The following is a 13,265-nucleotide window of genomic DNA, read 5'->3' as shown; positions in this document are numbered from 1 at the left end:
ATGCGTGATTTCCTGTCAGCCTGCCTTGTGAGCCTCGCCCTGCTGGGTGCCGCCGCGCCGGTGGCGGCGCAAACGGCGCGTCCGCTGCTGCTGGAAGGGACGCAGACCGTGTTCCAGCGGGTCCTGACCAAGCCCGGCGCGCAGATCCGGTCGGCGCCGCAAGGCCAGGTGATCGCCTCGATGCCCGCGTTCCAGCCTCTGTATGTCTATCAGCGCGCCAATGGCTGGCTGGCGGTGGCCAATTCCAACGCAGGCGGGCCGACGGGCTGGATTTCCGAGGCCGAGGCGGTGGATTGGAAACAGAATATCGTCGGCGCCTTCACCAACGCCGCCGGGCGAGAACGGCAGTTCTTCTTCGACAGCGAGGAGCAGCTGCGCTGGTTGATGAACCACGAGGCGCTGCGCGCGGTGCAGGCGCGGCTTCTGGCGCAGGCCGAGGCGGGGATCGTGGACGGCGCCGAGGGCGTGGTCGCCATCGAGCCCGAGGAGTTCGTCAATATCCGCGACGAGCTCTACCTGATGCCGATTCTCGATTTCGTCGAGGACCTGCACCCGGTGAATTACGAGGACGTGCTTCTGATGCAGGTGGCCTCCGTGCCCAAGGATGCCGCGCCGCCCACCGCGCCGGAGAAGGGAGAGGGCGCGGGCCCGTTCGATGTGGGCATCGTTTTCGTGCTCGACACCACGCAGTCGATGGAGCCCTATATCGCGGCCACCCAACGGGTGTTGCAATCCACCGTGCAGGACATCGCCGGGACCGAAATCGGCGAGTTGGTCAATTTCGGCGTGATCGGGTTTCGCGACAACACCGATGCCGTGCCGGAGTTGGAATACCGCACAAAGGTGCTGATGCCGCTGGCACGGCGGGCCGATCAGGCCCCGGTCATCGCGGCCATCGGCTCGGCCACGCAGGTGGCGCGGGCGAACTCCCCGGGGTTCAACGAGGACAGCCTTGCAGGGGTCGAGGACGCGATCGACGAGATCGACTGGGACCAGCTGGGCGCGGGTGATCCGATCGACGCGCGCTACGTGATCCTAGTGACGGATGCGGGGCCAAAGGATCCGCGTGATCCCAATGCCCGGTCCGAAATCGGGGTGCGGGAGTTGCAGACCGACGCCGAAGGCCGCCGCATCGTGGTGATGACGCTGCATCTCAAGACCCCGGTCGGGGGCGCGGCCAATCACGAGTATGCCGAGGCGCGCTATCGCGAGCTGTCGCGCTTTGCCGGGCGGGAATACTACTTTCCCATCGAGGGCGGCTCGGAGCAGGCCTTCGCCGCCACGGCGCAGCGGCTGGTGACCGCCCTGACCGACCATGTGCGCGTGGCGCGCGGCGAGACCGCCGTGCTGCCCGAGGCCGAGGCGGGCGATGACCTGGTGGCCCTGGGCCGCGCCATGCGGCTGGCCTATCTCGGCGCGCAACGTGGCACCCAGGCGCCTGCCGTGATCCAGGGCTGGATCGCCGACCGGGCGGTGGAGGCGCCCCAGGCCCAGGTGATCGAGCCGCGGCTTCTGGTCACCAAGAACGAGATGGCGACCATGGCCGAGTTGCTCGACAATCTCGTGCGGCTGGGCGAGCAGGCCACCGGCACCGACGATGCCTACAGCTTCTTCGGGCAGGTCCGGGGGGTGATTGCGCAGATGGCCCAGAACCCCGACCGGCTGGTCAACCCCGATACCGACACGCTCGGCGGGGCGCTCGAATACCTCGAACGACTGCCCTACCAGAGCCAGCTTCTGCAGATGACCGAGGACCGCTGGGGCCAGTCGGCCATGCTGCGCCGGGGGATCATCGACGGGATGCGGCAGAAGCTGGTGCAATATCGCAAGTGGCTCTTCGATCCCACGGTCTGGACCGCGCTTTACGAGGGCGCGCCCGATGGCGAGCTGGTCTTTGCCATGCCCTTCGACGTGTTGCCCTGAGCCGATGGCGGGCGCGCGGCTCAGCCTGTCGGACCTGAGCGTCCATCTGAGCGACGGCGACCGCCGCTTCGTGCTGGAAACCGGGGTGCTGGAGATCGCGGCGGGCGAGCCTGTCGGTCTCTCCGGCGGGTCGGGCACGGGCAAGACCCTGCTCTTGGAGGTGCTGGGCCTGCTGCGCCAGCCCGACCCCGGCGGGCGCTTCACGCTCCATGCCCAGGGGCGTGAGGTCGACCTGCGCGCCGAGGCCGGGCAGGCCGCGCGCCTGCGGGGGCGGTATTTCGGCTTCGTGCCGCAAGCGGGCGGGCTGTTGCCCTTCCTGACCGTGGCCGAGAACATCGCCCTGAGCCAGAAGATCACCGGCACCGCCGACGCGGCCTGGATTGGGGAACTGATCGCCCGACTGGGCCTGGCGGGGTTGGAGCGGCTGACGCCCTCGGCCCTGTCCATCGGGCAGCGGCAGCGCGTCTCGATTGCCCGGGCGCTGGCCCACAGGCCCCTCTTCGTCATCGCCGACGAGCCTACGGCGGCGCTGGACCCGGAGGCCGCCGAGACCGCCATGGGCCTGCTGATCGAAGCGGCCGAGCAGGGCGGGGCCGCGGTCATCGTGTCGTCCCATGACCTCGGCCTGCTGGACCGCGTGGCCCGCAGGCGCGTGCACCTGTCGCTCGCCCCGGCCGCCCCGGGCACCGTCCGCTCGGTCCTCGCGGCCCGGACGGAGGCCGCGGCATGAAACTGCTGGCGAGCCTCGCACTGAAGGACCTGCTGCGCGAGCGGATGCAATTGCTGTGCAACGTGGCGGTTCTGGCCGGGGTTCTGGTGCCTCTGCTGGTGCTGCTGGGGGTCAAGAACGGGGTCTATGACGCGTTGATCGGGCGACTTCTGTCGGATCCGGCGGCGTTGCAGATCGACACGTCAGGCAACCAGAGCTTCCGCGCTGAGGACGCCGAAGAGGTCCGCGGCTGGCCCGAGGCCGGGTTCGTGACCCTGAAAACCCGGTCTCTGTTCGATTTCGTCAATGTGCGGGAGGTCGGCGGGCGCGGCAAGCGCGACGCGATCCTCGTGCCCTCCGGCACCGGCGATCCGACCCTTGACGGGCGGACACTCGGGCCGGGGGAGGCGATCCTGAGTGCGGGGCTGGCCGAGCAGCTGTCCCTCGCCGCGGGCGCCGAGATCCAGGTCATCACCCAGGCCAGCGACCGGCCACGGCAACTGGCACTGCCGCTGACCGTGGTCGCGGTCCTGCCGCCGGAGCGGCTCGCCGGGCGCGCGCTGCTGACCGACATCGCCGTGCTCGACATGGTGGAGGCGTTCTACGATGCCTATGCCCTGCCTGAATACGGCATCGCCCAAGGTCGCGATATGGCCGAGCGTGTCGCGGATTTCGAAGGGATGCGCGTCTTCGCGCGGGATCTGACCCTGCTTGCCCCGCTGCAAACCCGCATCGAGCAACGCTTCAACATCCGGACCGAGGCCCGCACGGCGGAGGTGGCCGGGGTGCTGAACCTCGGGCGCAATCTCGACCTTGCGCTGGTGCTGACGGCATCGGTGGCCAGCATCGGGCTCGCGGCGGCGCTGGTCTTCGGCTTCTGGTCCGAGGTGGCGCGCAAGCGGAGGGTCCTGGCGACACTGGCGCTGATGGGGCTGCCGTCGGCCTCGCTCTGGGTGTTTCCGGTGATCCAGGCGCTGGCCTGCGGGCTGATCGGGCTTGCGGTGTCTTTCGGCCTGTTCCTCGGGGCGGCGCGGGTGGCCGAGGCCCTGTTTGCAGGGGGCATGCCCGAAGGGCAGCGTCTCGTGACCCTGTCGCCGGTCGAAATCGGGATCATATGCGCGGGCGTGCTGGTCTTCGTGACCGCCACGGCCCTTTTTGCGGCACGCGCGGCGGCCAGGGCGGACCCGGCCTCGGTCCTGCGGGAGGGGGCGGCTTGAGGGTCCTGCTCGCCGCGTTCTGCCTGCTGGCCGCGCCCGGGCTTGCCCAGGACGCGGTTGCACCGCTGGATTTGCCGCAGCCCGAGGCGGCCCCGGCCCAACCCGGCTGGGGGGCGGAGCTGACCGACCCCGGCACCGTGCGCGGCGACGCGGCCCCCGCGGACCTGATGCTGCCGATGCCCTGCGGCGGGGCGATGGCGTTCCAGCGCGTGGTCGTGCCCGTGGATGTGGGCAATCCGCTCGACGACCGCCGGTTCCGGATGGGGCAGTCGGAGCCTTCGACGGGCTATTCCGACTATCTCAGCCAGGCGTATCTGCGCGGGGCCTTCACCGATGCCGAGGCCGGGACGTCGCATTACTACATCGCGCGTTACGAGCTGACCGTGGCGCAATACCGTGCGCTGACGGGCGATTGCGACGCGCGCTTCGGCCCGCGCGACAGCTTCGCCCAGGGCGGGCTGAGCTGGTTCGAAGCCGTGGCCCTGACCCAGGCCTATACCGAATGGCTGTTGCAGAACGCGCCCGACGCCCTGCCGCGCGAAGGGGAGCGCCAGGGCTTCCTGCGCCTGCCCACGGAACCCGAATGGGAATACGCCGTGCGCGGCGGGGCGAAGATCGACCCGACGCTCTTCGCGGGGCGCCGGTTTTTCGCCGAAGGCACCCTGGACGGCTATGCCCATTTCCAGACCGGCGGGCGGGCTACGGACCAGCTGCGGCCCGTGGGCATCCGCCAAGCCAACCCGGTGGGCCTGTTCGATGTCTACGGCAATGCCGAGGAACTGATGCTGGAGCCGTTTCGGCTGAACGCGGTGGGGCGGCGCCACGGGCAGGCGGGCGGGTTGGTCACCCGCGGCGGTGCGATCGATGCGGAGGCGGCGCAGATCTACACCGCCCAACGTCGCGAATATCCGATGTTCAATCCGCGCACCGGCCGCGCGCTGGCGGGCACGTTTTTCGGGATGCGCCCGGTGATTGCCGCCCATATCGTCGCCGAGGAGAGCTTCGATGCCATTCGCGACGGCTGGGTCCGGGCGGCGGAGGGGGGCGAGACCGAGGCGGCGGGCGATCCGGTCGCCACCCTGGACGGGCTGGCGCGCGACGAGCTCGACCCGCGCCGCAAGCAGGCCCTCGAAGAGGTGCAGCTGGAGTTTCGCTTGTTCCAGGACCGCGCCGCGCAGTCGCTCAAACAGGCGGCGAAATCCTCTCTCCTGAGCGGGGCGGCCTTCGTCGAGACGCTGGTGGCCGACAACCTGCAGATCGGCCAGATGGACAGTGCCGCGCGCGCCCTGCGCGACCGGGTGGGGGTGTCCATCGGGGACCAGCGGGCGCAGCTGATGATGTCCTTTCGCAGCACGGTGGAACGGCTGACCGCCCTGCGCAACGAGCAGCAGACCTATCTGTTGTCCTATCGCGCGATGCTGGAAACGCTGGGCACGGATTTCCCCGAGGCGACCCGGCAATTGGCCTATGACACGTTGGTCAGCGAGTTGTCCGAGGCGGGGCAGACAGCGCTTCTCGACCCGCTTGCGGCGTTCTGGGCCGATCTCGACGCGTTTGTCGCGCGCCCGGACATGGGCCAGGCGGAGCTTCTGGAGCTGGCAATTCGCTAGGCGTGGCTAGCGAGGCGGTCCCTTGCGCGTCGGCATGTTGTCGGGCAGGGCCGGTTCCGGCGCGACCTCGCTGTCGATGTCGTAGCGCGCCTCGCCCGGATCGAAGGAGGCCGAGATATAGGGCCGCTTGCGCCCGCCACCGGGCTTATCGGCGGCCTCCACCAGGGAATAGAGTTGCAGCGGGGCTCCGGTAAAGCTGTTGAAGGTGCCGACCGGTGCCTCGCCCTGGTTGGGCACCGATTCCCAGTGGCGTAGAAGGACAATGGGCTTCACCGGCATGAATCCGGTCAGGAGCACGTCGCCCAGGAACTGCCCGTCGGTGGAGGGGTTCGTGGTCCCACGGAACTGTGCATCGGGGATCAGCGCCCGCAGCGCGGCATTTGCGCCGGTCTGCCAGCCCTCATGATCCGTACCGATCAGTATACCGCCACCGGCCTTCGCAAGTGCGGTGATCTGATTGGCAAGCAAGGCCCCGCTGGAAGATTCGGAGCCGGGAAACGCCACCTCGGGGGCGCGTGAGATACGCATGTTGCGGATGCCGAACGATCCATCCAGCATCAGGGCCTGACGGCCGCTGGCATAAAACTGCTGTAACGCGGCCCGGTCGGCCTGTCCGATGACCGAGGAACGGTTCATCAGGTCCAGCACCAGAACCACGGTGTCCGGGTGGGCGGTCAGCGCCTCGGCCAGAACGCCCGTCCGTTCAGCCAGCACATAGGTCGAGCGGAAGGTCTGACCCTTCTCGGAGCTGTTGAGCCAGTCCGACATATCCTGGCGCATCTGGCGCGTATGGGTTGGGTGGTGGTGGGTGCCGTTGAAATACAGAACCTTGATGGGTTCGGCCCGCAGGGGCAGGGCCAGGCCAAGCAGCAGCAAAAGAGCGATCAGGGGGAATAGGCGTTTCATTGAAATCCCGACAGAAATGCCTGCGCAGCCTAGCGCGCCCTTTCCGCGCAACAAAGGGGTTTCGCGCATGAAAACCGCGCGCGGACCCCGATTGCGTTTGACGCCTGCGACGAGGCGGTCGATCATGGTTCGTGACGGAAGCAAGCGACCCGGAGAGGCGACATGGCGGCACGGCTGCGCAACACGGTGCTGGCGATCGGGCTGGTGGCGCTGACCGGGGGGAGCGCCTGGCTGGCCCTGCAGGCCTGCGCGCTCAACCTGCCGGTGCTGCCCAATGCCTGCCCCGGCGCGCGCACGGATGCGGCGCGCGCGTCGCTCATGGCGGCGGAGGCGCGCACCATCGATCTGCGCGAACGGGTGCTCGCCGCGGAGCGGGAGCTGGCCCGCCTGCAATGCACGGCCGCCGCGCCCGACCCCTATCGGCCGCTCGACCCGGGGGCCTGGTCGCGGGGCGATCTGGGCGCGCTCTATGGCTGTTGGAGCCTCGACAGCACCTATGCCACCCGCGATGTGGACACGGACGAGGTGATCACCTACCCGACCTGGCAGATGTGCTTCAACGGGCAAGGCGACGGCAAGCAGGTCATGCGCGGCAGCGACGGCACCGATTGTACCGGCCCGGTCACGGCGCGGTTCGGCACGACCGGACAGCTGCAGGTCATCGAGGCCGACAACCTGTCCTGCGGCGATGGCGGCTATATCCACCGGCGCGACATCGCCTGCACGCTCCAGGCCGCGTCGGGCCTGCAATGCCAGACCCTGCAGCCCGAAACCGGGGGCGAGGCGGGGATCGGGATGCGCAAGCTGACCCGGCCGCTCTGACCCCGCCCCCTGGATGCTCACTTCCCTAGCCCCGCTTGTTGTCGCGCTGACCGTTCTTGCGACCGCCGTCATGGCCGCCTCCGCCGCGATCCAGGCGGTCCGGCAGGGGTTCGACCCGTTCGGTGCGGTGGTGCTGGCGGTGGTCACGGCCGTGGGCGGGGGCACCTTGCGTGACATCCTGATCGGCCGGTTCCCGGTCTTCTGGATCGAGGATCTGACATACATCGCGACGGCGGTGCCCGTGGCCCTCGTCTCCTACATGGCCGCGCGGAGCATGCGCGCCGGGGGCGGGCGGCGGTTGCGGCTGCTGCTGTATCTCGATGCGGTGGGGCTGGCGCTGTTCACGTTGATCGGGCTGCAGATCGCGCTCGGCGCCGGGGTCTCGCCGGTGATCGCGATCATCCTCGGCTGCACCACCGGGATCGCGGGCGGGATGATCCGCGACGTGCTCTGCGGGCTGCAACCCTCGGTTCTGAAAGAAGACCTCTATGCCACGATCTCGCTCGCCGGGGGGGCGGTCTACGTGGTCTGGCGCGAGGCCCTGAGCCCCGAGACCGGGCTGATGACCGCCTTCGCCCTGATGACCTTCGCGCGGTTCTACGTGGTCTGGCGCACGCGGCCCCGGGACGAGCCGCTGGTCTAGCTCGCCCGCGCGGTCAGCCGCTGCGCCACCCGGTCCGCCAGCACATAAAGCAGCACCGACATCACCCCCAGCGCCAGCATCGCCGCGAACATCAGGTCGGTCTTGGCACGCCCATTGGCCAGCAGCATCAGGTAGCCGAGTCCCTGGGAAGAGCCCACCCATTCCCCGATCACCGCCCCGATCGGCGCGTAGACCGCCGCCAGCTTGAAGCCCGACCCGAGGCTCGGCAGGGCATTGGGCACCTGGATGCGCCACAGGATGGTGCGCTGCGTCGCCCCCATGGTCCGGGCAAGGTCCAGATAGCCCGGAGGCACCCGCATCAGCCCGTCGAAAAACGCCGAGGTCACGGGGAAATATATGATCAGCACCGCCATCGCCACCTTGGAGCCCAGCCCGTAGCCGAGCCACAGCGTCAGGATCGGGGCGAGCGCAAAGACCGGCAGGGCTTGCGAGAACACCAGCATCGGGCGCAGCAGCACCCGCGCCGCCGGGCTGATCGCAAGCGTCAGCGCCGTGATCACGCCCAGGCCCCCGCCGATCAGCAAGCCCAGCACCACCTCGGTCAGGGTCACAAGCCCGTGGTCGGCGATCAGGCCCCGGTTTTCCCAGAACGCGGTCCAGACGCGGGCGGGCCCCGGCAGGATGAAGGAGGCCACGCCTGTCAGGCTGACGATGCCCTGCCAGATCATCAGCAGGAAAGTGGTCGCGGCCAGCCCGTGGGACAGTCTCATGCTGCCCCCTCCCGCAACCGGCGCAGCAGCGCCCCTTGCAGCGCCAGCGTGTCCAGGTCGTCGATGGCGCGGGGCACCGGGGCCGGCGGCGGTGTGACCTCCGACAGGCCCGAAGGCTCCAGGATGAAGATCGCATGGCCAAGGCGCGCGGCCTCCGCCGGGTCATGGGTGACCAGGAGCACCGTGCACCCCCGCAGCAGTTCCACCGCCAGTTCTTGCATCTCGGACCGGGTGCGGGCATCGAGGGCCGAGAAAGGCTCGTCCAGCAGGATGACGGGCCGATCCTCCATCAAGGTGCGGGCCAGGGCGGCGCGCTGGCGTTGCCCGCCAGACAGGGCGCCGGGACGTTTGTGGGCATGGGCGGTCAGCCCGACCCGGTCGATCAGGTCCCGCGCCCGCGCGGTGTCGGGCGTTTGTCCGCGCAACCGCGCGCCGAGGCAGACATTCTCCGCCACGCTGGCCCAGGGCATCAGCAGGTCGCTTTGCGCCATATAGGCGATGCGCCCCGACAGGTCCGCGCCATCCGCCGCCGTGATCGCCCCGTCGAAGGTGACGTGGGACTCCAGACCCGCGATCAGCCGCAGGATCGTGGATTTGCCGACACCGGACGCGCCGAGCAGGCAGGTCCAGCCCGCGCCTTCCAGGGTCAGGGACAGTTGCGCGAAGAGCGGCGCGCCTTCGCTTCGCGCGCTGCCTTCGACCCGGATGGCGGGGCCGCGGGTCACGCCGGGGCGCTGCTGGGGCTGAGCCCCATGTCCCAGAACCCGACCTCCAGCGTCGTGGCCTGGGCGAACCGGGCCGACAGCATCGCAAACCGCGGCAGGGTCGCGTAATCCGGGCCGAGCCGATGGGTCAGCGCCCCGTCGATCAGCGCGCCCACATCGCGGCAAATCCCCTGGTAGTCGTCGCCCGCATAGGTCCCGATCCAGTCGCCATAGGTGTCGGACGTCGCCTCGGCCGCGAGCCGCGCGCCGATCTCGCCATAGCCCAGCACACAAGGGGCCAGCGCCGCCAGAAGATCGAGGAAATCGCCCGAATACCCGGCCTCCAGCACGTAGCGGGTATAGGCCATGTTGCCCGGATGCTCGGGCGTGGCGGCGAGGGTTTCGGCGTCGATCCCGGCCTCGGCGCAGATCTTCACATGCAGCCCCATCTCGTAATGGAGCAGGCCGTGAACCGTGGCTGTCGCCGCCTCCATCTCGGGCAGGGTGTCGGCTTTGACGATCGCCAGCGCCCAGGCGCGGGAGAAGTGTTTCAGGAACACGTAGTCCTGCGCGAGGTAGTGCAGGAAGGCCGCGCGCGGCAGGGTGCCGTCGCGCAGGCCCTCGACGAAGGCGTGGCGGGTGTAGGCGTCCCAGTCCGGGGCCGCCGCACGCCAGGCGGTGAACGCGGTGCCGTAGCCGGTCCCCGAACTGCTCATTGCGCGGTCACGTCCACGGCGATCTCCGCCACGGGATTGAGGCTGTCGATGAGGCCGCTCTCCAGCAGGAACGCCTCGAACCGGGCATAGCGGCCCTCGTCGAGTGCGGCGGGCCGCAGGGCAAACCGCGGCAGCGTATCCTCCCAAGCCATTGAATTCAGGCGGTCGTTCAGCTCGGGTGCCGTGCCGGAGAAGATCTCCCAAGCCGCGTCGGGGTGGTTGACGATATATTGCGTGGCCTTCTCGACCGCGCCGAGGAAGCGGGTGATCTTGTCGCGGTCCATGGTCTCGGCATGGGCGACGTAGATCAGCTCGTCATGGGGGGGCACGCCCTCTTCCTCGATATAGATGCAGTTGCCCGCGATGCCCTCGATCTCCATCTGGTTGAGCTCGAAATTGCGGTAGGCGCCGATCACCGCGTCGACTTGGCCGGACATCAGCGCGGGCGAGAGGGAGAAGTTGACATTGACGAGGTCCACATCCTCGAAGGCGACGCCGTATTTGCCGAGCACCGCGCGCAGGAGCGCCTCTTCGACGCCGGCGACGGAAAAGCCGATCTTGCCGCCCTTGAGGTCCGCGGGGCTCTGGATCGGGCCGTCCGCCAGCACCAGCAGGCAGTTGAGCGGCGTGGCGATCAGGGTGCCGACGCGCAAAAGCGGAAGTCCTTCATGCACTTGCAGATGGGTCTGCGCCTGGTAGCTGACCGCCAGATCGCCTTGCCCCGCGGCCACCAGCTTGGGCGGGGCCGACGGATCGGCGGGGGCGATCACCTCGACCTCGAGTCCCGCTTCGGCGAAATAGCCGCGCTCCTCGGCGATGATGATGGGGCCGTGATTGGGGTTCACGAACCAGTCCAGAAGCAAGGTCATCTTGTCGGCGGCAAGGGCCGGGGTCGCGGTGCACAAGGCCGCGGCGAGGGCGAGGTATTTCATGGAGTGGTCTCCTGTTGGGGATCGGCGACAAGGACGATTTCGCCGGGAAAATCGGGGCCGAGGGCAGTGCCGAGACGCCAGGCGCGCAATCCGCTGGAGCAGGCCAGAACGACCCGTTTTGCCGGTCGGATTTGTGTCGGGCAAGTGTCGGGCAAACGTATGGCACCCTGCCCGACAGTGTGTCGGGCTTCGGATTCCGGGCGCAGGTCGTAGACCGCGTCGGTCTCGGTGATCTGACTGGTGGCGATGAAGCGCAGGGCGCGGTCCGGCTCCGGGGCCGCGTCGAAGCGGAAGCTGGCCATCCGCCATGTGGCGGTGTTGAGGGTGATCGCCTGGCCGAGCGAGGAGGGCTTCAGCCCGAGGAGCGCCCCCAGCGCCATCTGCGCCTGCAATGCCCCCAGGGCGCCGACCACCGGGCCGAACACGCCCGCGGTGGCGCAACTCGCGGCACTGTCGGGCGGGTCGGGGAAAAGCGCGCGCAAGGACGGCGCACCGCCGCAGCAGCCTGCCACGTAGCCCGAGGCCCCGAGCACCGAGGCAGTGATCAGCGGCACCGGCCCGCACAGGTCCGAGGCGGTGTAGCTGGCCGCATAGCTGTCGGCGCAATCCAGCGCCAGGTCGACCCCGGCCAGCCGGGCCGCGCCGTTGGCCGGGGTGAAGGCCTCGCAGAGCGCGGTGATCGTCACCTCGGGGTTCTGCGCGCGCAGGCGCGCGGCGGCGGCCTCGGCCTTGGGCGCGCCGATATCGTCCATGGTGAAGAGCGTCTGGCGGTGCAGGTTCGACAGGCTCACGCGGTCCGCATCCATCACCGTGATCCGCCCCACGCCCGCGCCTGCGAGATAGCTGAGGGCCGGGGCCGCGAGCCCGCCCGCGCCGATGACCAGCACATGGGCCGCCGCCAGCCGCGCCTGACCTTCGGCGCCGACCTGCGGCAGCTGAACCTGGCGGGCGTAGCGGGTCATCCCAGCACCTCCAGCCAGCGGCGCACCTGCGCTTCGGGGTCGGGGTTCAGGGTGATGTCGGTGACGGCAGAGACCACATCGGCCCCGGCGGCCAGTGCACCGGGCGCGCGGTCGGGGGTCATCCCGCCGATGGCGATCAGCGGAACATCCCCAATCTGGGCCTTCCATTCCGTCAGCTTTTCAATGCCTTGCTGCTCCCACTTCATCTTCTTCAGGATGGTGGGATAGATCGGGCCGAGCGCGATGTAGTCAGGCTTGCAGGCCAGCGCGCGGTCCAGTTCGGCCTCGTCATGGGTGGAAATGCCCAGCTTGATCCCGGCCGCGCGCAGGGCGCCCAGATCGGCGGTGTCGAGGTCTTCCTGTCCCAGATGGACCCAGTCGCAGCCCTCGGCAATCGCCATCTGCCAGTGATCGTTGACCACCAGGGTGCAGCCATGCTCGGCGCAGAGCCCCCTGGCGGCGCGGATCTCGGCCCGGATCACCTCGGGCGGCTGGTCCTTGACGCGCAGTTGCACCAGCTTGATCCCCAGCGGCAGCGGGCGGATCAGCCATTCGGCGCGGTCGAAGATCGGGTAGAACGGATGCAGCGCGCTCATGACAGGAATGCCTGGCCTATGACGGGGGTCGAGGGGGCGGCCATGTCGCGCGGCTCCATCGGGTCGGCGGCGCAGGCCAGCGCGCCTGCCTCGGTCGCGCGGGCCATGGCGACGGCCATGGCGACCGGATCCCCGGCCCTGGCGACGGCGGTGTTCAGCAGGACCGCGTCAAAGCCCATCTCCATCGCCGCGGCGGCGTGGGAGGGCAGGCCGATCCCGGCATCGACGACCATGGGCACCTCCGGAAAGCGTTCGCGCAAGGTCCGCAGTCCGTAGGGGTTGTTCAGCCCCAGCCCGGTCCCGATGGGCGCGCCCCAGGGCATCAGCACCTCGGCCCCGGCATCGAGCAGCCGCTCTGCCACCACCAGATCCTCGGTGCAGTAGGGGAAAACCTTGAACCCGTCCGCGGTGAGCGTGCGGGTGGCGGCGACCAGTTCGAACACGTCCGGTTGCAGGGTGTCGGTGTTGCCGATCACCTCCAGCTTGATCCAGTCAGTCTCGAACACTTCGCGGGCCATCTGCGCGGTGGTCACGGCCTCGCGCGCCGAGTGACATCCGGCGGTATTGGGCAGGACCGCGACGCCGAGATCGCGGATCATCGTCCAGAAGGTCTGGCCCGCCCCGCCCGCGCCCTCGCGGCGCAGTGACACGGTGGCGACCCCGGCGCCCGAGGCGCGGAAGGCTTCGGCCAGAATCGCGGGGGACGGGTATTGCGCCGTGCCCAGCATCAGCGGATGGGTCAGCGTCGTGCCGTAGAACGGCCGCGTCCGGGGGATGGCGGTGTCGGGCATGGC

The 13,265-nt window shown here is 69.3% G+C and carries 14 protein-coding genes; 6 read left to right on the top strand and 8 right to left on the bottom strand.

The window, feature by feature from the left end; genetic code table 11:
• Genes PVW48_RS16680 through PVW48_RS16665 form a run of 4 tightly spaced genes read left to right on the top strand, consistent with a single transcriptional unit; the run spans position 1 to position 5,459 of the window.
• Positions 1–1,923 (top strand): vWA domain-containing protein, encoded by a 1,923-nt coding sequence (locus PVW48_RS16680; RefSeq protein WP_274582138.1) that lies wholly within the window; start codon positions 1–3, stop codon positions 1,921–1,923.
• Between the two features lie 4 nt (positions 1,924–1,927).
• Positions 1,928–2,653, top strand: a complete 726-nt coding sequence (locus PVW48_RS16675; protein WP_274582137.1) for an ABC transporter ATP-binding protein — start codon at positions 1,928–1,930, stop codon at positions 2,651–2,653.
• A complete protein-coding gene (locus tag PVW48_RS16670; protein WP_274582136.1) occupies positions 2,650–3,849 on the top strand; it encodes an FtsX-like permease family protein in 1,200 nt (399 codons plus the stop codon). Before PVW48_RS16675 ends, PVW48_RS16670 begins: the two co-directional genes overlap by 4 nt.
• Entirely contained in the window at positions 3,846–5,459 is a 1,614-nt protein-coding gene (locus tag PVW48_RS16665) for a formylglycine-generating enzyme family protein (protein WP_274582135.1), read from the top strand. Before PVW48_RS16670 ends, PVW48_RS16665 begins: the two co-directional genes overlap by 4 nt.
• Before the next feature lie 6 nt (positions 5,460–5,465).
• On the opposite strand, the gene PVW48_RS16660 is transcribed toward PVW48_RS16665, so the two are convergent.
• The gene (locus tag PVW48_RS16660) at positions 5,466–6,365 is read right to left on the bottom strand and encodes a hypothetical protein (protein ID WP_044027634.1); all 900 of its coding nucleotides are present in this window, start codon (positions 6,363–6,365) and stop codon (positions 5,466–5,468) included.
• Between the two features lie 162 nt (positions 6,366–6,527).
• Between PVW48_RS16660 and PVW48_RS16655 the strand changes: the two genes are divergently transcribed.
• Complete coding sequence (locus PVW48_RS16655) at positions 6,528–7,187, top strand: hypothetical protein (RefSeq protein WP_274582134.1); 660 nt, start codon at positions 6,528–6,530, stop codon at positions 7,185–7,187.
• Between the two features lie 13 nt (positions 7,188–7,200).
• Positions 7,201–7,830, top strand: a complete 630-nt coding sequence (locus tag PVW48_RS16650; RefSeq protein WP_012177582.1) for a trimeric intracellular cation channel family protein — start codon at positions 7,201–7,203, stop codon at positions 7,828–7,830.
• Here the strand turns inward: PVW48_RS16650 and PVW48_RS16645 are convergent.
• The 7 genes from PVW48_RS16645 to PVW48_RS16615 are packed head-to-tail and all read right to left on the bottom strand — an operon-like array spanning position 7,827 to position 13,262.
• Positions 7,827–8,561 (bottom strand): ABC transporter permease, encoded by a 735-nt coding sequence (locus PVW48_RS16645; RefSeq protein ID WP_274582133.1) that lies wholly within the window; start codon positions 8,559–8,561, stop codon positions 7,827–7,829. The two genes, PVW48_RS16650 and PVW48_RS16645, sit on opposite strands and share 4 nt — an antisense overlap.
• Positions 8,558–9,286 (bottom strand): ABC transporter ATP-binding protein, encoded by a 729-nt coding sequence (locus PVW48_RS16640; RefSeq protein ID WP_274582132.1) that lies wholly within the window; start codon positions 9,284–9,286, stop codon positions 8,558–8,560. The genes PVW48_RS16645 and PVW48_RS16640 overlap by 4 nt, the downstream gene beginning before the upstream one ends.
• A complete protein-coding gene (gene tenA / locus PVW48_RS16635) occupies positions 9,283–9,981 on the bottom strand; it encodes a thiaminase II (RefSeq protein ID WP_274582131.1) in 699 nt (232 codons plus the stop codon). The genes PVW48_RS16640 and tenA overlap by 4 nt, the downstream gene beginning before the upstream one ends.
• Positions 9,978–10,913 (bottom strand): ABC transporter substrate-binding protein, encoded by a 936-nt coding sequence (locus PVW48_RS16630; protein ID WP_274582130.1) that lies wholly within the window; start codon positions 10,911–10,913, stop codon positions 9,978–9,980. The genes tenA and PVW48_RS16630 overlap by 4 nt, the downstream gene beginning before the upstream one ends.
• Positions 10,910–11,875 (bottom strand): HesA/MoeB/ThiF family protein, encoded by a 966-nt coding sequence (locus tag PVW48_RS16625; protein ID WP_274582129.1) that lies wholly within the window; start codon positions 11,873–11,875, stop codon positions 10,910–10,912. The genes PVW48_RS16630 and PVW48_RS16625 overlap by 4 nt, the downstream gene beginning before the upstream one ends.
• Positions 11,872–12,471, bottom strand: a complete 600-nt coding sequence (locus PVW48_RS16620; protein ID WP_274582128.1) for a thiamine phosphate synthase — start codon at positions 12,469–12,471, stop codon at positions 11,872–11,874. The genes PVW48_RS16625 and PVW48_RS16620 overlap by 4 nt, the downstream gene beginning before the upstream one ends.
• Positions 12,468–13,262: a thiazole synthase gene (locus PVW48_RS16615; RefSeq protein WP_274582127.1), complete on the bottom strand. Its 795-nt coding sequence runs from the start codon at positions 13,260–13,262 to the stop codon at positions 12,468–12,470. Before PVW48_RS16615 ends, PVW48_RS16620 begins: the two co-directional genes overlap by 4 nt.
• Between the last annotated feature and the right edge of the window lie 3 nt (positions 13,263–13,265).

The sequence above is a fragment of the Dinoroseobacter sp. PD6 genome, from assembly GCF_028807315.1.
Classification (GTDB): Bacteria; Pseudomonadota; Alphaproteobacteria; order Rhodobacterales; family Rhodobacteraceae; genus Dinoroseobacter; species Dinoroseobacter shibae.
The sequence above is the reverse complement of the archived record's forward strand: the minus strand, read 5'-3'. Positions and strand labels throughout refer to the sequence as shown.

Bases quoted from the DNA above. Each gene is read 5' to 3' on its own strand.
- PVW48_RS16680 (WP_274582138.1), top strand. From the start codon at position 1: ATGCGTGATTTCCTGTCAGCCTGCCTTGTGAGCCTCGCCCTGCTGGGT.
- PVW48_RS16675 (WP_274582137.1), top strand. From the start codon at position 1,928: ATGGCGGGCGCGCGGCTCAGCCTGTCGGACCTGAGCGTCCATCTGAGC.
- PVW48_RS16670 (WP_274582136.1), top strand. From the start codon at position 2,650: ATGAAACTGCTGGCGAGCCTCGCACTGAAGGACCTGCTGCGCGAGCGG.
- PVW48_RS16660 (WP_044027634.1), bottom strand. From the start codon at position 6,365: ATGAAACGCCTATTCCCCCTGATCGCTCTTTTGCTGCTGCTTGGCCTG.
- PVW48_RS16655 (WP_274582134.1), top strand. From the start codon at position 6,528: ATGGCGGCACGGCTGCGCAACACGGTGCTGGCGATCGGGCTGGTGGCG.
- PVW48_RS16650 (WP_012177582.1), top strand. From the start codon at position 7,201: ATGCTCACTTCCCTAGCCCCGCTTGTTGTCGCGCTGACCGTTCTTGCG.
- PVW48_RS16645 (WP_274582133.1), bottom strand. From the start codon at position 8,561: ATGAGACTGTCCCACGGGCTGGCCGCGACCACTTTCCTGCTGATGATC.
- tenA (WP_274582131.1), bottom strand. From the start codon at position 9,981: ATGAGCAGTTCGGGGACCGGCTACGGCACCGCGTTCACCGCCTGGCGT.
- PVW48_RS16630 (WP_274582130.1), bottom strand. From the start codon at position 10,913: ATGAAATACCTCGCCCTCGCCGCGGCCTTGTGCACCGCGACCCCGGCC.
- PVW48_RS16625 (WP_274582129.1), bottom strand. From the start codon at position 11,875: ATGACCCGCTACGCCCGCCAGGTTCAGCTGCCGCAGGTCGGCGCCGAA.
- PVW48_RS16620 (WP_274582128.1), bottom strand. From the start codon at position 12,471: ATGAGCGCGCTGCATCCGTTCTACCCGATCTTCGACCGCGCCGAATGG.
- PVW48_RS16615 (WP_274582127.1), bottom strand. From the start codon at position 13,262: ATGCCCGACACCGCCATCCCCCGGACGCGGCCGTTCTACGGCACGACG.